The sequence below is a fragment of the Salinibacterium sp. NG253 genome, from assembly GCF_015864945.1.
GTDB lineage: Bacteria > Actinomycetota > Actinomycetes > Actinomycetales > Microbacteriaceae > Rhodoglobus.
The window spans coordinates 614,287-634,033 of the sequence record NZ_JADYWF010000001.1 but is presented as its reverse complement, the minus strand read 5'-3'; the positions used below and the strand labels follow the sequence as shown (position 1 = coordinate 634,033).

Annotated in this window: 15 protein-coding genes and 2 tRNA genes; 10 read left to right on the top strand and 7 right to left on the bottom strand. The window is 61.8% G+C overall.

All coding sequences use genetic code 11. The annotated features are described in order from the left end of the window. Positions 1–30: 30 nt before the first annotated feature. On the bottom strand, positions 31–2,571 hold the full coding sequence (gene pepN, locus I6E52_RS03015; protein WP_197154789.1) for an aminopeptidase N: 2,541 nt from the start codon (positions 2,569–2,571) through the stop codon (positions 31–33). A gap of 106 nt (positions 2,572–2,677) precedes the next feature. Between pepN and I6E52_RS03010 the strand changes: the two genes are divergently transcribed. From I6E52_RS03010 to I6E52_RS02995, 4 genes are read left to right on the top strand one after another with little or no spacing between them, the layout of a single operon-like run. Next, positions 2,678–3,166 carry a ribose-5-phosphate isomerase gene (locus I6E52_RS03010; protein WP_197154787.1) on the top strand — a complete coding sequence of 163 codons (489 nt, stop codon included), beginning with the start codon at positions 2,678–2,680 and terminating at the stop codon, positions 3,164–3,166. Continuing rightward, positions 3,166–4,317, top strand: coding sequence for an Fpg/Nei family DNA glycosylase (locus I6E52_RS03005; RefSeq protein ID WP_231601746.1), 1,152 nt, complete (start codon positions 3,166–3,168; stop codon positions 4,315–4,317). Before I6E52_RS03010 ends, I6E52_RS03005 begins: the two co-directional genes overlap by 1 nt. Before the next feature lies 1 nt (position 4,318). Continuing rightward, positions 4,319–4,942: an FMN-binding negative transcriptional regulator gene (locus I6E52_RS03000; RefSeq protein ID WP_197154785.1), complete on the top strand. Its 624-nt coding sequence runs from the start codon at positions 4,319–4,321 to the stop codon at positions 4,940–4,942. Next, the gene (locus I6E52_RS02995) at positions 4,929–6,407 is read left to right on the top strand and encodes an amidohydrolase (RefSeq protein WP_197154784.1); all 1,479 of its coding nucleotides are present in this window, start codon (positions 4,929–4,931) and stop codon (positions 6,405–6,407) included. The genes I6E52_RS03000 and I6E52_RS02995 overlap by 14 nt, the downstream gene beginning before the upstream one ends. A gap of 53 nt (positions 6,408–6,460) precedes the next feature. Here I6E52_RS02995 and I6E52_RS02990 read toward each other — a convergent pair whose 3' ends face one another. Beyond that, the gene (locus I6E52_RS02990; RefSeq protein WP_197154783.1) at positions 6,461–6,949 is read right to left on the bottom strand and encodes a Dps family protein; all 489 of its coding nucleotides are present in this window, start codon (positions 6,947–6,949) and stop codon (positions 6,461–6,463) included. Between the two features lie 264 nt (positions 6,950–7,213). Between I6E52_RS02990 and I6E52_RS02985 the strand changes: the two genes are divergently transcribed. Beyond that, positions 7,214–8,584 (top strand): sensor histidine kinase, encoded by a 1,371-nt coding sequence (locus tag I6E52_RS02985; RefSeq protein WP_197154782.1) that lies wholly within the window; start codon positions 7,214–7,216, stop codon positions 8,582–8,584. A 10-nt stretch (positions 8,585–8,594) separates the two neighbouring features. Next, positions 8,595–9,242 carry a response regulator transcription factor gene (locus I6E52_RS02980; RefSeq protein WP_231601745.1) on the top strand — a complete coding sequence of 216 codons (648 nt, stop codon included), beginning with the start codon at positions 8,595–8,597 and terminating at the stop codon, positions 9,240–9,242. A gap of 17 nt (positions 9,243–9,259) precedes the next feature. Here the strand turns inward: I6E52_RS02980 and I6E52_RS02975 are convergent, their stop codons facing one another. Together I6E52_RS02975 and I6E52_RS02970 are read right to left on the bottom strand one after the other, a co-directional pair. Continuing rightward, on the bottom strand, positions 9,260–14,707 hold the full coding sequence (locus I6E52_RS02975) for an SCO7613 C-terminal domain-containing membrane protein (protein WP_197154781.1): 5,448 nt from the start codon (positions 14,705–14,707) through the stop codon (positions 9,260–9,262). 52 nt (positions 14,708–14,759) lie between these two features. After that, positions 14,760–14,945, bottom strand: a complete 186-nt coding sequence (locus tag I6E52_RS02970) for a DUF2510 domain-containing protein (protein ID WP_197105935.1) — start codon at positions 14,943–14,945, stop codon at positions 14,760–14,762. 187 nt (positions 14,946–15,132) lie between these two features. Between I6E52_RS02970 and I6E52_RS02965 the strand changes: the two genes are divergently transcribed. Together I6E52_RS02965 and I6E52_RS02960 are read left to right on the top strand one after the other, a co-directional pair. After that, positions 15,133–15,306: a hypothetical protein gene (locus I6E52_RS02965; protein ID WP_197124231.1), complete on the top strand. Its 174-nt coding sequence runs from the start codon at positions 15,133–15,135 to the stop codon at positions 15,304–15,306. 66 nt (positions 15,307–15,372) lie between these two features. Then, on the top strand, positions 15,373–16,224 hold the full coding sequence (locus I6E52_RS02960; RefSeq protein WP_231601744.1) for an alpha/beta hydrolase fold domain-containing protein: 852 nt from the start codon (positions 15,373–15,375) through the stop codon (positions 16,222–16,224). 113 nt (positions 16,225–16,337) lie between these two features. Here the strand turns inward: I6E52_RS02960 and I6E52_RS02955 are convergent. Beyond that, positions 16,338–16,411 (bottom strand) — tRNA-Gly (locus I6E52_RS02955). Between the two features lie 257 nt (positions 16,412–16,668). Between I6E52_RS02955 and I6E52_RS02950 the strand changes: the two genes are divergently transcribed. Beyond that, positions 16,669–16,742 (top strand) — tRNA-Pro (locus tag I6E52_RS02950). 35 nt (positions 16,743–16,777) lie between these two features. After that, entirely contained in the window at positions 16,778–18,109 is a 1,332-nt protein-coding gene (gene tig / locus I6E52_RS02945; protein WP_197154779.1) for a trigger factor, read from the top strand. A gap of 76 nt (positions 18,110–18,185) precedes the next feature. On the opposite strand, the gene I6E52_RS02940 is transcribed toward tig, so the two are convergent. Further along, complete coding sequence (locus I6E52_RS02940; RefSeq protein WP_231601743.1) at positions 18,186–19,142, bottom strand: nucleoside hydrolase; 957 nt, start codon at positions 19,140–19,142, stop codon at positions 18,186–18,188. A 96-nt stretch (positions 19,143–19,238) separates the two neighbouring features. Beyond that, positions 19,239–19,727 (bottom strand): tetratricopeptide repeat protein, encoded by a 489-nt coding sequence (locus tag I6E52_RS02935; RefSeq protein ID WP_197154777.1) that lies wholly within the window; start codon positions 19,725–19,727, stop codon positions 19,239–19,241. Positions 19,728–19,747 lie beyond the last annotated feature (20 nt).

Below are 19,747 nucleotides of genomic sequence, written 5' to 3'. Positions count from 1 at the left end.
GCATGCCCGCCGTGAGGCGGCTGAAAAGGGTTAGGAATTGTCGCGAGCCTGAACTACCAGTGCACGCTCAACCCCGGCAAGGTTCTCCACGATGATGCGGCGCAGGGCCGGAACATCGGGGTTTGCCTCGAGCCAGGCGTTCGTGGCATCCACGAGTCCCTGATTTGCCAGCGGTGCTGGGTAGAGGCCACGAAGAACCGTCTCGGCAATCGCATAGCTGCGGTTGTTCCACACATCGTTGATCGCCTCGAAGTACGGAGCCACAAAAGCTTCCAGCACAGCGGGATCGTTCACGTGGGTGTAGCCCATCGTCACGTTGCGCACGATAGCGTTCGGAGCCTTGTCACTCTTCACGAGCGAATCAAAGGCAGCCTGCTTGCCTGCCTCGGTCGGAATCGTTGCGCGAACCCGAGCCGCAGCCTGCTGGCCGTTTGCTGTCTTGTCCTTGGCGAGAGCCTCATCCACGTCAGCATCACCGGCAGCACTGTTGAGCACGAGGCCCTCCAGAAGCTCCCAGCTCAAGTCAGTGTCAATCTCGAGACCCTCAAGCGTGGTCGAACCGCTCAACAGGGCGCGAAGCACCGTGACGTGCTGTTCGGTGGATGCCACATTCGCGAAGTACTTCACGAACTGGAACTGAGCATCCGAACCCGCTTCAGCACTCTGGGCGAGAGCCCAGAGCGTGTCGCCGATCTTCTCAACCGTGGCCGCACGACGCTCAGGAGCAACGTACTGCTTAGCAACCAACACCAGCTGCGCGAGCGTGGTGCGGATGGTGGTCGACTCGGTCTCCGACGCAATGTTGCCGAGAACCAGGGCGACATAATCGCTGGCCGGAGTCTCAGAATCACGAGCAGCATCCCACGCGGCACCCCACACGATGGCGCGAGCCAGCGGGTTAGTGATGTCCGAGAGGTGCTTCATAGCCACAGCAAGCGACGCGTCATCGAGACGGATCTTCGCGTAGGCGAGGTCGTCGTCGTTGATCAGGATGAGGTCGGGGCGCTTCGTGCCGACGAGCTCGGGAACCTCGGTGCGCTCACCCTCAACATCGATCTCGATGCGGTGGTGGCGAACAAGCTTGCCGTCCTCCAACGAGTAGTAACCGATAGCGAGACGGTGCGGGCGAATCGTGGGGTAATCATCGGCCGCGGTCTGAACGATCGCGAAGCTTTCGACGGTTCCGTCTTCAGCGGTCACCACATCCGGACGCAGCGTGTTCACACCAGCGGTCTCAAGCCACAGCTTGCTCCACTCCATGAGCTCGCGGCCACTGGTCTTCTCCAGTTCAACCAGCAGATCCTTGAGCTCGGAGTTGCCGTAGGCGTGCTTCTTGAAGTACGCCGCAACGCCGGCCATAAATGCTTCGAGGCCAACCCAAGCAACGAGCTGCTTGAGAATCGAGCCACCCTTCGCGTAGGTGATGCCGTCGAAGTTGACGAGAACGTCATCGAGGTCATTGATCGACGCGTAGACGGGGTGAGTCGACGGCAGCTGATCCTGCTTGTAGGCCCAGCTCTTCTCCATGGCCGCGAAGGTGGTCCACGCTTCGGTCCACTCGGTAGCTTCAGCGGTCGCGATGGTGGAAGCCCACTCAGCGAACGATTCGTTCAGCCACAGGTCGTTCCACCACTTCATGGTCACGAGGTCGCCGAACCACATGTGAGCCAACTCGTGCAAGATCGTGACAACGCGACGTTCCTTGATGGCGTCGGTCACCTTCGAGCGGAAAACGTAGGTCTCGGTGAAGGTGACAGCGCCAGCGTTCTCCATGGCACCCGCGTTGAACTCGGGCACGAACAGCTGGTCGTACTTTTCGAATGGGTACGGGTACTGGAAGTGCTTCTCGAAGTACTCGAAGCCCTGCTTGGTCTTCTCGAAAATGTAGTCAGCATCGAGGTACTCGCTCAGCGAGGCACGCGTGAAGATGCCGAGGGGGATGACGCGGCCATCGCTCGAGGTGAGCTCGTCGCGAACCTCGACATACGGGCCAGCCACGATCGCGGTGATGTAGCTCGCCATGATCTGAGTGGGTGGGAACTCCCACGTGGCGTTCTCGCCGTTCACGTCAGGCTCAGGCGTGGGGGAGTTGCTGATCATGGCCCAGCGTGCCGGCGCCGTCACCGTGAACTGGAATGTGGCCTTGAGGTCAGGCTGCTCGAACACAGCGAACACACGACGCGAATCGGGCACCTCGAACTGCGAGTAGAGGTACACCTCTTCGTCAACCGGGTCAACGAAGCGGTGCAGGCCCTCACCGGTGTTGGTGTATTCGGCATCCGCCACAACCTCAAGAACGTTGTTCTCAGCAAGGTTGTCGAGCTGGATGCGCACACCATCGTTCACGGCAGCAACATCAAGTGCGGTGCCGTTGAGCGTGACCGAGTCAACCGTGCGGGTGATCGAATCAATGAAAGTGGATGCGCCAGCAGTGGCAGTAAAGCGAACAGTCGTGCTGCTCTTAAACGTCTCAGGACCCGTAGTGAGGTCAAGCGCAATCTCATAGCTGTCTACGTTGACAATCGCTTTGCGTTCTTGCGCTTCAACTCGGGTGAGGTTCTCTCCGGGCACGTACAACTCCTTCGTGTTGGGGCGGTTTGTGACCGCACCCAACTAGCTTATGCCGCACCTCCTCAATGTCAGCACTACCGCTCGAATGCGACCGTAGACTGGATGAATGCGCATCCATATCGCCACCGATCACGCTGGCCTCGAGTTCAGTGCCACTCTGCAGCAGCACCTCACCGATGCAGGCCACGACGTGATTGATCACGGCCCCGTTAAGTACGACGCTCTCGACGATTACCCCGGATTCTGCATTGCCGCAGCGCTCGGTGTTGCCGCCGACCAGACGGCCGGTGTCGAAGCACTCGGTGTTGTCTTTGGTGGCTCGGGCAACGGTGAGCAGATCGCCGCTAACAAGGTCAAGGGCATCCGCGCCGCCCTCGTATGGAACGACTCGACCGCCGTTCTCGCCCGCCAGCACAACGACGCCAACGTCATCTCTATTGGCGCCCGCCAGCACACCGTTGACGAAGCCACCCGTTTCATCGACCTCTTCATCACGGAACCTTTCTCGGGCGACGAACGCCACGCTCGCCGCATCGCTCAGCTTGCCGAGTACGAGACGACAGGCGCCATCGCCGCGCACCCCTTCGAGCAGTAATGCCTGAGGGGCATTCCGTACATCGCATTGCGCGCCAGTTCGCGCTGCACTTCGTCGGCAAAACCGTCGCAGTGTCCTCACCGCAAGGTCGCTTTGCTGCGGGAGCCGAACGCCTCGATGGACTGCGGATGCTCAGCGCCAAAGCCGTGGGCAAGCAGATGTTCCTCGAATTCGAGCACGACCGCTGGCTGCGCGTGCACCTCGGGCTCTACGGAGCCTGGGATTTCGCGGGCAACTTCACTGCCGATGCGACTACGGCATCCGCTGCCGGGCGCATGGGGCAGACCAACCAGCACGGCACTGTTGTGGATGGCACTGCTGTTGACGGCGCGGATGCCGCTGGCGTTGTCGAGATGAGCAGCGCTGCGGCTGGTGCGGGCAACTCGGTGGTGGGGGAGCACGAAGACTCGCTCGCGAGCATCGGTGCCCCGCGCCGCACCCGGTTGCGAATGTCGGAGCAAGAAAAAGCGACCGACACCGTCTCAGAGTTTCCACCCGAGCCCATCGGCGCCGTGCGCGTTCGCCTCCTGACGGACACGACGTGTGCCGACTTGCGCGGGCCAACCGCGTGCGAAGTGCTGAACCCCGACGAAGTGCAGGTCGCCCTCAACAAGCTCGGTCCCGATCCGCTCGTTGACGACAACGGCGAAGGCGAAGAACGTTTCGTGGCGACCGTTCGCAAGAAGCAGACACCGATAGGCGTGCTGCTGATGGATCAGTCGGTCGTCAGTGGCATCGGTAACGTCTATCGGGCCGAGATTTTGTTCCGCGCTCGCCTTGATCCGCACACGCCGGGCAAGCTCATTCCCGAAGAACTGGTGCGCGAACTCTGGCGCGACTGGGCGCACCTGCTCGAGATCGGGGTGCGCACCGGTCAAATGATGACGATGGATGGGCTCACCGGCGACGACTACACGGCGGCGCTCGCCAGCCGGGATGACCGCCACTGGGTGTATCACCGCGAAGGGCTCCCGTGCCGAGTGTGTGGCACGAACATCGTCATGGAGATCGCTGCGGGTCGCAAGCTGTATTGGTGCCCCAGCTGCCAAGCACCGTTGGGCGCTACCCTGCCAAAGGCCAAGGGGAAGGCGCCGCGCGCAACCACGCCACGCTCGACGAAGCCCCGAGCATCCAAACCGCAGGGAGCCTGACATGCGGCACACCCCGACGTTCGTGATCACCGAGCGGTCAGAAGTGCGCCGCCTGATCCACGAGCACCCGTGGGCCACGATCGTCTCGACAACCTCTCAGGGCATGGTCGCCTCGCACTACCCGGTGATGCTCGAAAACCGGGACGATCAGCTCAGCTTGGTCACGCACTTCGGGCGCCCCGATGACGAACTGCACGAGGTCGGCCAGCACGAGGTGCTCGTGATCATTCAGGGTCCGCACGGCTACATCTCGTCGAGTTGGTACCCCGAGGGCGAGAACATCCCCACCTGGAACCACGCCACCGCGCACCTCTACGGCACTCCCGAGATTCTGAGTGACGAAGAGAATTTTCGGGTGTTGAGCGAACTTGTCGATCACTTCGAGCACCATGTCGAGCATCCGGTCAGCCTGTCGGATGACGAAGCAGGCGCTCGCCGTGCCGCCAAAGGAACCGTCGGCCTGCGCATCGTGATCGACCGGTTCGATGCCCGCATGAAGATGAGCCAGAACAAAAAACCTGCCGTGCAGCAGAACATTGTGAACGAACTCGGCTCGAACGGCGCGTACGCTAGCTCAGAACTGGCCGCAGAAATGACAAGGGCACTGCCGAGTGAAACTGACTAACGCGCGCATCGTCGGCGACGATGCCTCCGCCCTGGTCGATGTCACCCTCGCCGAGGGACGCATCGTCGCTATCGAGCCGCACCGCGCGCCCGCGGTCGCTGACACCGCTACCGGCGCGGACGCCGACGCCGACGCCGACCCCGAAACCGTAGACCTCGACGGCCGCTGGATCATGCCCGGTCTCTGGGATCAGCACGTGCACTCCAGCATGTGGGCGCAGCAGTCGCAGCGCCTCGACCTCAGCCACACGACCTCGGCAACCGAAGTTGCCGTCACTCTCGCCACGTCAGTCCTTCCCGAATCCGACGGCATCATCGTCGGTCAAGGTTTCCGCGATGCCCTCTGGCCTGACCAACCCACCCGCGAACTGCTCGATTCCGCCGTCTCCGACATCGCCGTCGTGCTTGTCAGCGGCGACCTGCACTCCTGCTGGCTCAACAGCCTCGCCCTCGAACGCTTCGGTTTTTACGACCACCCCACCGGGTTCCTGCGCGAAGAAGAAGCCTTCGCTGTCGGAAGCGCGCTCAGCCGAGTGGAACCCGACATTCTTGATGGCTGGATCCGCGACGGGGCTGCGGAAGCGGCATCCCGCGGCGTCGTTGGCATTGTCGATCTCGAGATGACGTGGGAGTTCGAGAACTGGCAGCGCCGCATGCTCGAAGGGTTCGACCTGTTTCGGGTGCGCGTCGGCGTCTACCCGCGCTTTCTCGAACGCGCCATCTTCGAAGGCCTCACCACCGGTCAACAACTGGCGCCGCTGCTCGAAGTGGGCCCGTTCAAGATCATCACCGACGGATCGCTCAACACCCGCACCGCGTACTGTGTCGAGCACTACCCGGGCGAACCACACAACAGGGGAGTGCTTAACATCCCCGCTGACGAACTCGTCGAGTGGATTCGCACTGCCAGCGGCGCTGGTTTGTCGCCCGCCGTGCACGCTATCGGTGACGACGCGAACACTCTTGCCCTCAACGCTTTTGAAGTCGTCGGATGCCGTGGCCGCATCGAGCACGCGCAGTCGCTTTCTGAGTCGGATTTGCCTCGCTTCGCGGCTCTCGGAATCGCAGCGAGCGTGCAGCCCGAACACGCCATGGATGACCGCGATGTAGCGGACGCTCTCTGGCCCGGTCGCAACCACCGCACGATTGCGTTGCGCTCGATGCTCGATGCTGGCATCGAACTGCTGATGGGATCGGATGCTCCGGTTGCTCCGCTCGACCCGTGGGCAGCGATCGCGTCGGCTGTGAGTCGCAGTCGCGATGGGCGGGAGCCGTGGTACCCCGAACAGCGCATCACTGTGGCCGAAGCCCTCACGGCGTCAGCCCAGTCGACCATCGCCGTCGGGGAAGTGGCCGACATTGTCGTGACACGCAAAAACCCGCTCGACTGCAGCGGTGAAGAACTGCGGGCGATGCGGGTTGACGCGACAATCCTGGCCGGGCGCTTCACGCACAACCAGTTGTGACTACGACGAATCATAGGCGCAACTAGTCGCAGGCGAAGCGACCGCCAGAGAAGTTACTTGGTGGCGAGGTGAGCGAAGAGGAACCAGCGGTCCTTCTCAAGCCCACGAGCGATCTCAATTGCAACGTCTTCGCTGACCTTGTCGAGCTCACCGAGCTCATCAACGGCGGTGCGAACGGTCAGGAGAGTGGCATCGATCGCAGCGATAACTTCAGCGATAACGTCGTCGGCCTGCTGGAAGCCGGCAGTCATGCTCGGGGTCGTTGCCTTAGCGCCGACGGTCTGAGTGCGAGCGTCGATCGGAAGTCCGAGGGCCACAACACGCTCTGCAGCAGTGTCAGCCCAGTCGCGGGCGTGGTCGACGATGGTGTCGAGAAGTTCATGGATGGCTTGGAAGTTCGCACCGCGAACGTGCCAGTGAGCCTGCTTGCCGTCAATCGACAGGGCCGTGAGGTCGGTGACAACCGGGCCGAGGAACTGGGCAACACCCGAGGTGACATCAGGGTCTGCTGAGGTCTGCGGAACTGCTTTAATTTCGGTCATTGTGTGCTCCTTCGTTGTTCTACAAAGACAACGCTACGCAGCCTCAAAAATTTCACAAGCAAGCTGAGGCAACGCTAACCCGCCGCGAAGCGGAGTTTCCGGGAGCGCCTAATGGATGCCAGCCCGCAACGCAGAGCACGCTCACGGGGGATATCCCCACTGCCGGTCTGTGTGCATCCACGCTGGGGAGTCTGCCTCGATTTCGCGATTCTGTAGGAGACGAACATCCGCCCCGCGAATGCGCGAGACTAAAGCGAGAGACCCATGACTACAGACACTGTGACGAAGCCCCGAAACCCCTATTGGCAACTGTGGCGCACCACGCCAAAAGAGGTGCTGTACCTCATTGTCGGTTTCCCGATTGCGATGACCGGATTCGGCGTGACAATCTCCCTCGTCGCCACTGGCATCGGCACGCTCGCGGTCTTCCTCATCGGCTTCTTTGTCATGATTCTGGCGTTGTACGTCGGGCGCGGGTTCGGGCTCGCGCACGTCAACCTCTTGGAATGGACTGGTCGTGCCCGGCTAGAGCGTCCCGACTGGCAAGATGACCGCGCCGCTACCGGGTTCGGCGGCTGGCTCAGCGCCACCCTCGGCAACGCGCACTACTGGCTCTACTTGCTGCACACCACAATTCTTGGCTTCATTCTCACGATCATCACCTGGACGATCTCCTTCGTGTGGCTCACCGTCGGACTCACTGGAATCTTCTCTTGGTTCCTCGACGGCGAAGTGCAAACCGGCGACCCCGACTGGTCACTCGGAGAGTGGTTCTTCGGACTCGTCGGCGTCAACACCACCGGCTGGGACCTCGAGATTGCCGACAACATTGTTGCTTTCGTCGTTGGCCTGATCTTCATCGCAACCCTCCCTTTCGTCACCCGCGGCCTTGTCATGACGCAGTGGTGGCTGGCTCGCGGCACCCTCACTGCATTCAAATCGGATGGCCTGCGTCGCGAAGTGCAGTCACTTGAGGAGTCGCGCGGCGCCGCTCTCTCGGCTGAAGGCCACTCGCTTCGTCGGCTCGAGCGCGACATCCACGATGGTCCGCAGCAGCGACTCGTGCGACTGCAAATGGATCTTGCGGCCGCCGAGCGCCAACTCTCTGTCGACCCCGAAAAGGCTCGCCAGTTGCTCACGGAAGCCCAAGCGCAGTCGGCTGAAGCGCTCGAAGAACTGCGGGCGCTATCTCGCGGATTCGCACCGCCACTTTTGCTCGACCGCGGCCTTGTCGCGGCCCTTGAATCAGTAGCCGCGCGCGCAGCTGTGCCAACGACGCTCACCTCCGAGCTTCCCGCCCCGCTCGTTCTGCCAGGCGAAGTCGAGCGTGCGTCGTACTTCGTTGTCGCTGAATTGCTCACCAATGTCGCCAAGCACGCTCACGCTGGCCATGCCTCCGTTCGGCTTCTCACCGAGCAATCGGATGGCCGTCCCTGGCTTCTCGTGCAGGTCACGGATGATGGCCAGGGCGGCGCCGCGGTGCTCGCCGACCACGGTCTTGCTGGCATCGAAGAGCGTGTTCGCGGTGTTGGCGGACGCCTTGAGATCGAGAGCCCCGCTGGCGGACCAACGACGGTAACGGCGCGGCTGCCTTTGCCCAAACCCAGTGCAGATCGGGCGCCCGTTGACCTCTAGTCTTAAGCGCATGAGCCCTTTGCGCGTTGCTGTTGCTGATGATTCGGTACTACTGCGCGAAGGGCTCGTGCGTGTGCTCGTCGAAGCCGGCTTCGATGTTGTCGGTGCGTTCGGGGATGCGGATGAGCTGCTCGCGAACCTCGATGAATGTGCTCCCGATCTTGTGGTGCTCGATGTGCGCATGCCGCCGACGTTTCGGGATGAGGGAGTGCGCGCCGCCATTCGCTTGCGTGAATTGAGGCCCCAGATCGGCATTCTCCTTCTCTCGCAGTATGTCGAGGTTGTGTATGCGCAGGAACTGCTGTCCTCGGGTCGTGGTGGTGTTGGCTACCTCTTGAAGGACCGCGTCGCCTCTCTGGATGAGTTGCAGGATGCGGTGGAGCGGATTTCTGCCGGCAGCACGGTGCTTGATCCCGAGGTTGTTGCTCAACTCGTCGGTCGCCGTCAGGATCCCTTGATGTCGTTGACTCCGCGTGAGCACGAAGTTATGACGCTCGTGGCCGAGGGCCGCACGAATGCGGCTATCGCCAAGCAGCTCGTCATCGGTGTTGGCGCGGTCGAAAAGAACGTGACGGCAATTTTTCAGAAGCTGAATCTCGAAGATTCGGGCAGCGACCACCGCCGCGTTCTCGCGGTGCTCACCTGGTTGCAGCGCTAGCGTCGCCTTCTTGCTGCTTAGCGAAGTGCGCTGAATTTGGTGTTGAGCGTCTTGAGATCGCGGATACGCCGCTCGAGCGTAATGCCGAGGAACAACACGATCGCGCCACCGACCACAGCCCACAGCCACCACGAGGTCAGCTGATAGAAGCTGATGAGCGCGGGAGCAAACGTGTGCGAAGCGTGAATGAGAACGACAATGGTGGCAATGATGAGGGGCGCTTTGAGCTTCAGCCATGCTCCGAGCACGATGATCGTCACCCCGACGATACCGAGAGCAACAATGCGCCACTGAGTTCCAGCGCTCTCGGTGTCAACAAACGTCGCGATGAGACTGGGGGCCAGCAGCACAACGAGGCCGCAGCTAAGCCACTGCATGCTGCGCGCATCCGGATCGCTCATCATCCGCAGCCCTCCGTGGGCGAGCAGAGCCACCCCGAGAAGCACGGACACCCACTCGAGTGGCTCCACGAGCGTTCCGAAATATCCGATCACACCGAGGATGCTGGCGAGGGTGAAGGCGAGGTAGCTCATGCGGTGGGTAAGCGGTCGCGTAGAGGCACGAGCCGCGAGCACGAGTAGAGCGCTACCGAGTGCGACCAGGCCAATGATGCGAACGGCGTCGACCGACGCGTTTCGCTGGTCTGTGCCGAGCAACGCCAGAATTTCTATCCCGTAGAGCAGCACGAGGGCACTGCCGAGCAGCACTTCGCTCATGACTGCCCATCCCGGGCGGTTTTCGTCACGAGAGAATCCGCTGGCAGCGGCACCGAAGCTGGCGAGAGCCAGTAGCGCAACCGCGACCAGCAGACCGGAGTCGAGTTCGGGCAACAGTCCTCTATTTTCAGACAGCAGGATGAACGCCCGTGATGCAGTCGCGAGAATGAGCCCGGATGCGGACGCAATGATTGCGACGCCCCAGAAGTCGATGAGCTCGCTGCGTGGCTCCACGAAGGCGGCAGCCACTAAGAGAGCTCCGCAGAGCCCCGCGATGATGAGGGTGCGGAGTCCGTTGCCGTCTGCAGCATTGAGCGCGAGGGGAAGCACCGCAATGAGCAGGCCGACGAGAGCGATCGCCGGTGCCGAAGCTAGCCGCGCCCGTCTCAGCTCTGCGCGTGCAATCAGTATCGAGAGGGCGATCACGACGGCGCTGAGAGGCAGAACGTACGCTTCAAGAGCGTCGACGCGGGCCTGATCGAGTCGAAGCCACAGTGCCCACGTGCCGAACGCCACCGCAGCCCACACCATGTGGCGGCGAAGCGATGCCGACCCGAACACTCCGTCAGTCGAAATGGCACTGAGTAGCAGCGCGACCGACACAAACAATACGATCAGCCATGGTGTGCTCTGTGGATCGATAACCGCACTCACCGTCGTGATTGCGGCAACCGTAAGGGCACTGATCTCGCTGGCTCGACGAACGGCGCTACGGTGCTCCCGCAGTCGCAGAATCATGCTGAATGCTGCCACGAGCACGGCTGCGGTTGCGGGAGCTAGTTCGATCACGACTGCCGAGAGCTCGAGTAATCTGCCGGTGCTATCGAGCAGCCAGGCGGTCGCTGGGGCGAGAGCTGCCGCTGCGGCAATGTTCTCGGGCGCAAACGTGTGTGAGCCTCGCGCGAAAATGGTGAAGCTCAACGCCACGACGAGCAGCGCGGCACCCAGGGCGTTGATGACGGCTACATCGAGCATGAAAGGAGCAGTGACTCCTGATCCGCCGACGACGTTTGCGTTCCAGAAGTGTGCTCCGGCGAATGCGGTTGCGCCGAAGCCTGTCCACCAGAGTGCTTGCGGTTCGAGCATCGCGACCTCACGCGATCGAATAATCAGTGCCCGCGCGATCATCCCGAAACCAAGGATGGCGGCGATCAGCCAGAACTCGAGGTACTGCACAGCGCCCAGGGCGTAGGTCGTGAGTGCAATGAACGACGCGAGGGCGAACGCAAGGTAGGTCACGTGGGGGGTGAGAGGCGGCGTCGCGAAGCGCGCGCCCACTACGAGAAGCGCCGCGCCGAGTGCAACTAAGGCAAGCACCCGGATGTCGGTGAGCGGTGTCGACGAAGTGGACGGGTCAATCACGATGATGCCCTCAACCACATACAGCAGTGTCACGGCGGCGCCGAGCAGCACGGGCCCCGACCGCTGCCACAGGGTGGAGTGCGAGACTTGCACGAAACCGGCGGAGGCGAGTCCGAAACTCGCGACCGTCATGACTGCTACAGCGCCGATGAGCAACACTTCAGCTTCGGGCAGCGCGCTCGGTGCGGCGGTCACGGAGTAAAGAACGCGCGCTGCTGTGGCGGTGATGAGTCCCGTGGCTGAGGCGACAACGGCGATTCCCCAGAAACTGAGCAACGACTCGCGCGGCGCAATGAACGACGCGGCAATCAGGAGCGCCGCACACAGGGCGGAGATGACGAGGGTGCTGGTGCCTGAGCCACTTGCGGAGTTCAGCGCGAGCGGCACAACGGCGATAAGGAGTCCAGCGAGAGCGATGAACGCGCCAGAACGCAGGCGGGATTCGCGTAGTTCTGCTCTGGCCGTAAAGATGGCGATTGCCACCACAACTGCGGCAAGCGGCAGCACGTAGGCCTCGAGCGCCTCGACTCGGTATTGCTCAAGGCGCAGCCACAGGGCCCACGTGGAGAACGCGACCGCACCCCAGATAGCGAAGCGCCGTGGCGAACGTGAGCCTACGATTCCGTCGGCGGAAATCGATGCCAGCAGAAGGGTGATCGAGACGAGAAGCGCGATCAGCCAGTGTGTCTCGTGGGGCCGAAGAATTGCACTCGCTGTGGTGAACAGTGCGACGGTGAGCGCGCTGAGTTCAGCGATACGTCGTACGAATGTGTGTCGGCCCCGCACACGCAGGGTCATCGTGAGCGCTCCGACGAGAACGGATGCCGTGGCCGGTGCTAACTCGATCGCTATAGCGCCGAGACCAGCGGTACGGCTCGCACTATCGAGTGCCCACACCAGCGCGGGCGCGAGCGCCGCAGCGGCAACGAAGCTTTCGATCGAGCGCCCTGTCGGTGCACTCGGTCCACTCGTTGCGCTCGCAGCATTCGCAGCGTCCGTATTTGCTGATGCTCGGGCAAGCAGCGCGGTGTTGTTCAGCATGGTGACGATAAGCACTGCGACGAACAGCACAGAGACGAGCAGGCTGATGGAGGTGAGGCTCAGGGCGAGTGGTGCATTCGCGAAAGGGGCCCCGCTGCCTGTTGCGAACCAGAGAATGGTGCCCGCAACTGCGGTGCCGACAAACCCTATCCACCACAGAACCTGTCGTTCGAGGGCGGTCACTTCGCGGGTGCGGGGCCAGAGCGATCGCGCGCTGATGACGACGGCAAGAACGGAGACGGTCATCCACGAGTCGAGCGGATGGGGATCGAGGGGAGTGAGTGCGAATTGCAGCTGTTCTCCCACGCCCGCGGCCGCGAGCAACAGCACAAGCATCGTCAAGCCCAGCATCGTCGTGCGAACTGAAACCACGGTCACGAGGTAGCGAGCGGCAAAGAGCACGGCCGCCGTGCCGAGGCTGGCGAGAAGCCACGTTCCGTAGCTCGACCATCCTGAACCGAAGGCAAGCGCTAACGGTGTGAAGCCGGCCAGGGCAAGAATGACTGTGCTGAGGCGTAGACCGGGGCGGCGGCGTTGGCTCACACCGATTGCCACGACAGCCAGTACAGCTAGCGCAAGCCACACCGCAACAGCGAGCAGTAGTGTTCCGGCCAGCGGCGCTGCCAGGGCGAGCGCGGCACCTGCGCTCGCGAGCAGTAGAGAAAGTCGACCGTGGAGTTGGCGCGTGGCCCACCACGCCAACGCCATAATCACTGGAACGCTGAGGAGGGCAAGCTGAGGCCAGCCGTCGTCACTGATAGCGAACGGGGCGCTCGCCGCGGTAGTGCGGCGCAGGGACGTCTGAGAGAAATACTGCAGCGCTACAGAGAGCGACTCACTGAGGGGCGCGATCAGCGCGATCGCGGTAATCGTCCACACGCCGAGCGATGCCCAGAGGGTGGTACTCCGGCTTGTCGCGCCAAAGTGTCGCCCGCTCGCCTCGCTCAGCACCGCAAGAGTGGTGAGTGCAGCGACAACGGAGAACACCGCGATAGGGGAGTCGTTCGATAGGAGAGTCGACACCGCTGTCGCGATCGTGAGACCCGCGATCATTGCGAAGGTGTTGCGGATGATCGGATCGAAGCCCGCACGGTGAGCCGCGACGCTGTGGATTGCCGCTACCGCGCCCAAGACGAGGAGCCAGATTCCTGTCGAGCGATTGCCAGCGGATTCTGACAAGACGAACAGAGAGATAATTGCGCTGAAGAACCCGACCGAGAGCCCCAGGTAGGCGAAGACGATCATGGTCGTGCGCTCTGCTCGCCCCGAGTATTCTCCGTGCGCAGCCACCCGGTAGATGAGCGTCGCGGTGGTGAACGCCACCATGGGGAGCAGCACATTGGCCTCGGGGAAGCGTCCGTCGGCCACGCCGGCGACGACGAGGGCAGCTGCGGGCGGGAAAGCCACGAACGCCACCACATTGACGAGCCTGATTGTGCTCGCCCGATGCCACCACATGAATCCCAGCGCAGCGGCGATCATCGCTGAGCCCCAGTACGTGCGGCCGGCAGAGTCGCCGACGACAAGTAGTTCATTAGCGCGCACAGCGTAGATATCGAGCCCGACGAGCACGACGGCAAGCGCGGATAGCGCTTCAGCGGTAGCAGTGAGCCCACGCTTCTTCACCATGGTTGCGCCGACGATGCTGGCGATAGTGATGGTTGCGATGATCGCTGACCGCCAAATGAGCCCAAAGCTAATGAAGGCGTAGATAAGGAAGAAGATTGCGCCGACTGAGAGCAGCGACACTCCCACGATCAACAGGATGACTTGGATGCCCGCGTGCGAGCGAGCAGCGGGGGCGTCGATCGTTGTCGGAGCTGTGGCTTCAGCATCGTGTGGAGCTGAAACGGGAGTCAGCGTCGCGGAAGCGACCGGCGTGGATACTTGCGGCGCGGGATCAGCGATGGGCGTGGGCTGCGGGAACTGCGGATGCGCCGGAGCCTCGATCGGAGCCGGCGTCTCTTGGTCCGCAACGGTGTGATCGCTGGATTGCAACATGGCGGCCGCGCGAGCGGCGCGTTGTGCTGTCGCGGCTTCGAGCGCAGCGTATTCGGCATCCCGAGCTTCGTCACGAACGCGTTTGCGTTCTGCGGCGGTCTCGAAACGAATCTTGCCGATGAGCTCGAGCCGGGAATCGAGCAGAGCCGCGACGTCGAGTGATTCTTCGCGGAGGAGGGCGGCATCCGGGTGATTGAGATCAAGCCCACATTGTGAGCAAACCGCGGAAGGCGGGAGCGTGACAAAACACGCCGGGCATCGCGAAGCATCTGTGAGGTCTTGCGGTCCACGGGGAAAAAGAACGTGACCGACGTGCTCTATGAACGAACGCGGTGCATCAACCATGTACTCGGGACTTCCTTTCGGGAGGAAGCCCCAGAGTATCGCTGACTAAAGCTTAAGAAGCGATAAGCCGCGAAAGTGTGGACTGATTGTGGTTGTAACCATTCGCGGCCTGGATTTCGGGGCGAGGCTTTTCGAGACGGTTAGTCCACGCCTTGCCGTCCCACCAGCGCAGCATGTGGCTGCCTGCGGGGTCCGGGTACCAGCCGAAGGGAGGAAGTTGGGTTGCAGTGTTAGACATCGGGGGAGTCCAAAGTTGCCCTGCCACGAGGGGCGATACGGGTGTGGCGTTCGATCCAGCCGCGGAGGATCAGTTCGGGGGTAACGGCTATCCCCAGTATAGGGGGCACGCGCGAGCCATGACAAGAGGTCACTTTCGGCGGCGCGGGCGACTTCGGAGTTCCGCCCCACATGAGTAAGATGGAGGCGTGAACATCTTCGGTTTCGTAATCTCCTTCGTGCTCTTTGTGGGCGGCATCTACATGATGGGCGAAGCTTTCTACGTGGAGGGCCTTGAGTCAGTCGTATTCATCGGCGGCTTGCTTGTCACCACGCTGGGCGTCTTCATCCCCATTCACGTCATGAAGCGCGTCGACAGCTAGCTCACCATGGCGAGCCTTCTTAGTCGGCTCGCTCCACTTGCGTTAACCCTGCGAGGGTCAAAACGCATGTTCAGCGATCCAGAGCGCACTCTTGCGCGGATCGATGAGCTTCGAAAGAACCCAGTTTCGTTCGAGCCTCCCGCATCGATTTCTCGGCACGTCAACGTGTCGTCCCACGAAGTTGGCGGCTGGCCCGTGTTTACGATCGCGCCGAAGACGCCATCGAATGCCGGCCACGTTGTCTACCTTCACGGTGGGTCGTATGTATTTCAGATCAATCCGTTGCACTGGAAGTTCATCGCCCGCCTCGTGCGTGCCACCGGAACAACGTTTACGGTACCGATCATGCCGCTCGCGCCTGAAGGGCGTGCTGCCGTGATCGTCGATCGTGCGGCCACGATTGTTCAGTCGATTGTCACCGATGTTGGTGCTGAGAACGTCAGCGTCATGGGTGATTCCTCGGGCGGCGGGATGACGATGGCGGTGTCAATGGAGCTGCGAGACCGCAAGCTTCCACCTCTCCGATCGATAGTGCTCATCGCACCCTGGCTCGACATCAGCGGCACGGATCCGATGCTCGCAGAGATTGCACCGCACGACCCGTGGCTTGCGGTTCCCGGCACTCATGCGGCTGGCTCCCTTTATCGTGGCGAACTCGACGAGAGCGATTGGCGCGTCAGCCCCATCCATGGCGATCTCACCGGCCTCGGGCCGATCACCCTTTTCACGGGCACACGTGACCTTGTGCACGCGGATGCGCTGCGCCTTCGTGAGCGCGCACAGCACGAAGGTATCGCCCTCGATTTTCAGGTCGGGGAGGGAATGGTCCACGATTATCCGCTCCTCCCGATTCCCGAAGCCGCGGATGCTCGACAAGTGATCGCGAGTGCGATCTCTCGCGGTAGCTCTGCTGCTTAGCCTGCACTGCAACTAGCGCTCCGTTGCCGGCGCCTAGCGCTCTCTCTAATGGGATGCGGCCTGAGCGTTAACGAACGAAGGCCACCTCAACCGAGGCGGCCTTCGTTCTGTAGTGGAGGGGATACGGAGAATCGAACTCCGGTCATCAGTTTGGAAGACTGAGGCTTTACCATTAAGCTACATCCCCACTTGGCACCCGATCGTGCTGTGTACCGAGGATTACTGTACCCGAAACCTTGCAAAGTACGAAGTCGAGATCGCTGCCCGCGTAATCCGCCCCATATTTGCTGGGTTCTGGCCCGGTAAATGCTGCAAGCGCGGCCCGAAAAACATTGATCTTGGTATCTCGTCAACATTCGGTGCGCGCTCAGGCTAGACTTGCCGAGGTCAAATTTGTACCGGCATTTCTACGTGATGCCATGGCCGTAAGACAGCACGGCGCCCCGGGGCGTAGCTCAGCTTGGTAGAGCGCTCGGTTTGGGACCGAGAGGTCGCAGGTTCGAATCCTGTCGCCCCGACGAAATACACCATCGAATTACAGGAGATCCACGACGTGAAGACAACCGTTGAGAAACTGAGCCCGACCCGCGTCAAGCTCAACATCTCGGTCACCCCCGAAGAACTCAAGCCGAGCATCGATCACGCGTATGGCCACATCGCCTCGCAGATCAACATCCCCGGCTTCCGCAAGGGAAAGGTTCCGCCGCAGCTGGTTGACCAGCGTGTAGGTCGCGAAGAGATCCTGAACCACGCGGTCAGCGACGGACTTGACGGTTTCTACCGCCAGGCAGTCACCGAAGAAGAGATTCGCGTTCTCGGTCGCCCCGAGGCAGACATTGTCACGTGGCCCGAGGTCAAAGACTTCAGCGGAGACCTCGTTCTCGCTATTGAGGTAGACGTTCGCCCCGAGTTCGACATGCCCGCCTACGACGAACTCACCCTCACGGTTGAAGAAGTCAAGGTGTCGGCTGACGACGTCAAGGACGAGCTCGACACCTTGCGTGCCCGCTTCGGCACGCTCGTTACCGTCGAACGCCCCGCCACAAAGGGCGACTTCGCTCAGCTCGACCTCGTCGCCAAGATCGGCGAGACCGAGGTTGACTCCGCAACCAGCATTTCCTACGAGCTCGGCTCGGGTGAACTGATCGAAGGCATCGACGAGGCACTTGACTCGCTCAGCGCCGGCGAATCGACCACCTTCGAGTCCGTACTTCTCGGTGGCGACCACGAGGGTGAAACCGCTGTAATCAGCGTTTCGCTCCTCACCGTCAAGGAGCGCGAGCTTCCCGAAGCAGACGACGACTTCGCTCAGATGGCTAGCGAGTTCGACACCATCAAGGAACTCAAGGCAGACCTCAAGGAGCAGATCAAGCGCTCCAAGTCGTTCGGCCAGGGTGCAGAAGCTCGCGACCAGATCGTTGACGAACTGCTCAAGAGCGTTGAGATCCCCGTTCCCGAGAAGCTCGTCGAAGACGAAGTTCACCGTCACCTCGAGAACGAGAACCGCCTCGAAGACGACGAGCACCGCGCCGAGGTCGTTATCGCAAGCGAGAAGACCTTCCGTTCGCAGATTCTGCTCGACTCCATCGTTGAGTCCGAAGAGATCAAGGTCAGCCAAGAAGAGCTCACCTCGTACCTCGTGCAGGGCGCACAGCAGTACGGCATGGAGCCCGGCGAGTTCATCCAGATCCTGGACAAGAACGGCCAGATCCCGGCCATGGTTGCTGAGGTCGCTCGCAGCAAGGCTCTCGCAGTCGTGCTCAGCAAGGCCAAGGTCGTTGACACCAAGGGCAAGTCGGTAGACGTTTCGGCATTCACTGCGATCGCTAACCCCGAAGCCGCTGAAGAAGTCGTTGTAGAAGACGACGCCAGCGACGAGTCCTAAACCACTTCGCTTTACCCTCACGGCCGACTAGTTATCTAGTTGGCCGTGAGGTCGTTAACGGGCTGTTTCGCTCGAGCTACTGAGTGATCGTGTCGAGGAACAGCTTCGCGTAACGAGCACTATCGATGCCAAGCGCCACATCAATTCGGCGGAAAAGGGGATCTGCCGCTCCGGCCTGTTCGTGGCCGGCCGTGCGATGATCCACGACCGTTTGCCCGCGAGTGAGAGGATCAGCCAGGCTCACTCGCACCGGCAGGTGTGTGGTGCTGAGTCCATCCGGATCGATCGCAGCACACACCGCGCCCGCATCGCCAATATCGCCGTGTCCATTACCGGCGACGCGCACCTCGCTGCCTTTTACCGTGACCAAATGCTGCAGAAGGCGCCCAGCGAGCTGCGTTCCGGGTTCGGAACTGGCGGCGAGCCGCACGATGTCCTCAGGTGGGATTGTCACGGCATAGAACACATCCAAGCCATACATGGTGATGGGGGCGCCAGAGGTCAACACGATTTCGGCGGCCTCGGGATCGTGCCACGTATTGAACTCGGCAACCGCAGTGGCATTGCCGACAGAGGCTGAACCTCCCATGAAGACGATTCGCTCCACGTTCTTCAACACTTCTGGGTAGAGGCGCACGAGAAGCGCGATGTTGGTCATGGGGGCAAGCGGAACGAGCGTTACCGGCGTCGGGCTCGCCAGAATCTCCCGACGCAGCAACTCGACCGCGTGCAGAGGCACGACAGTGCGCGACGACTCGGGCAGACCGAGGTCACCAAGACCGTCAGCTCCGTGCACGTGAGCGGCCGAATGAGCCTCGGAGAGCAGCGGGCGGTGAGCGCCTGCCGCAACCGGAATATCTCCCGCGCCCGCAGCATCCAAGACCGTCAGAGTGTTGCGCACCACCTGCTCGAGGCCCGCGTTGCCAGCGACGCACGTGACAGCCCGAAGATTGACTCCCGGATGCCGCACCGCCAACAGGAGAGCGAGTGCGTCATCAATGCCGGTATCAACGTCGAGAATCATTTGCTGCATTCGGCAATGCTAATGGTCGCAGGGAGCATGCCGACGCTGAGGCAACTAGAGGGGAGTGGCGTGCCGTAGCGCTGCCGTGGCAAGCGCTGAGTGACGTTACTCGGCCACGAGCTCCGCTGCATAGCCGCGCACCGAACGTTGATAGATCGGCAAATAGTTCGCCAATGCCATTAGCGCGACCGAGGCCCCCAAGGTGGGATCGCCGCGAGTGGTGAGGGCAAGGGCGAGAAATGCGGCGGTTGGGCCCGTCCACTCATCGTCGGGATGCTCGTGCAACTGCTGCTCGAGCAAAGCAATCGACTCATCTACGCGATCGAGATTGCGCAGCGTGCTCGCCAACTGGATGATCGCGCGTGGCCGCAGTGCGGCATCCAACCCAGTGTTAAGAGCACTGCGGTACAGCGGCTCAGCCTCAGTCTCGCGGCCCGCATAGTCGCGGGCACCGGCTGCCTCGAACAACGCTTCGGCGTCATCAGGGGCACGTTCAGCCACGAGCTCATCAATTGCGGCGACAACATCTCCCTCGGCCATTGTCGCGGCGTGGGCCCAAATATCTGCGATTCGATCGCGCCAAGTCTGCTGCATTTGGCGAGCCTACAAGCAGC

What these genes read in the sequence shown, in the direction of transcription:
- I6E52_RS02980 (WP_231601745.1), top strand. Translation starts at nt 8,595, where the DNA reads ATGAGCCCTTTGCGCGTTGCTGTTGCTGATGATTCGGTACTACTGCGC.
- I6E52_RS03010 (WP_197154787.1), top strand. Translation starts at nt 2,678, where the DNA reads ATGCGCATCCATATCGCCACCGATCACGCTGGCCTCGAGTTCAGTGCC.
- I6E52_RS03000 (WP_197154785.1), top strand. Translation starts at nt 4,319, where the DNA reads ATGCGGCACACCCCGACGTTCGTGATCACCGAGCGGTCAGAAGTGCGC.
- I6E52_RS02960 (WP_231601744.1), top strand. Translation starts at nt 15,373, where the DNA reads ATGTTCAGCGATCCAGAGCGCACTCTTGCGCGGATCGATGAGCTTCGA.
- I6E52_RS02935 (WP_197154777.1), bottom strand. Translation starts at nt 19,727, where the DNA reads ATGCAGCAGACTTGGCGCGATCGAATCGCAGATATTTGGGCCCACGCC.
- I6E52_RS02985 (WP_197154782.1), top strand. Translation starts at nt 7,214, where the DNA reads ATGACTACAGACACTGTGACGAAGCCCCGAAACCCCTATTGGCAACTG.
- I6E52_RS03005 (WP_231601746.1), top strand. Translation starts at nt 3,166, where the DNA reads ATGCCTGAGGGGCATTCCGTACATCGCATTGCGCGCCAGTTCGCGCTG.
- I6E52_RS02990 (WP_197154783.1), bottom strand. Translation starts at nt 6,949, where the DNA reads ATGACCGAAATTAAAGCAGTTCCGCAGACCTCAGCAGACCCTGATGTC.
- I6E52_RS02940 (WP_231601743.1), bottom strand. Translation starts at nt 19,142, where the DNA reads ATGCAGCAAATGATTCTCGACGTTGATACCGGCATTGATGACGCACTC.
- I6E52_RS02970 (WP_197105935.1), bottom strand. Translation starts at nt 14,945, where the DNA reads ATGTCTAACACTGCAACCCAACTTCCTCCCTTCGGCTGGTACCCGGAC.
- I6E52_RS02975 (WP_197154781.1), bottom strand. Translation starts at nt 14,707, where the DNA reads ATGGTTGATGCACCGCGTTCGTTCATAGAGCACGTCGGTCACGTTCTT.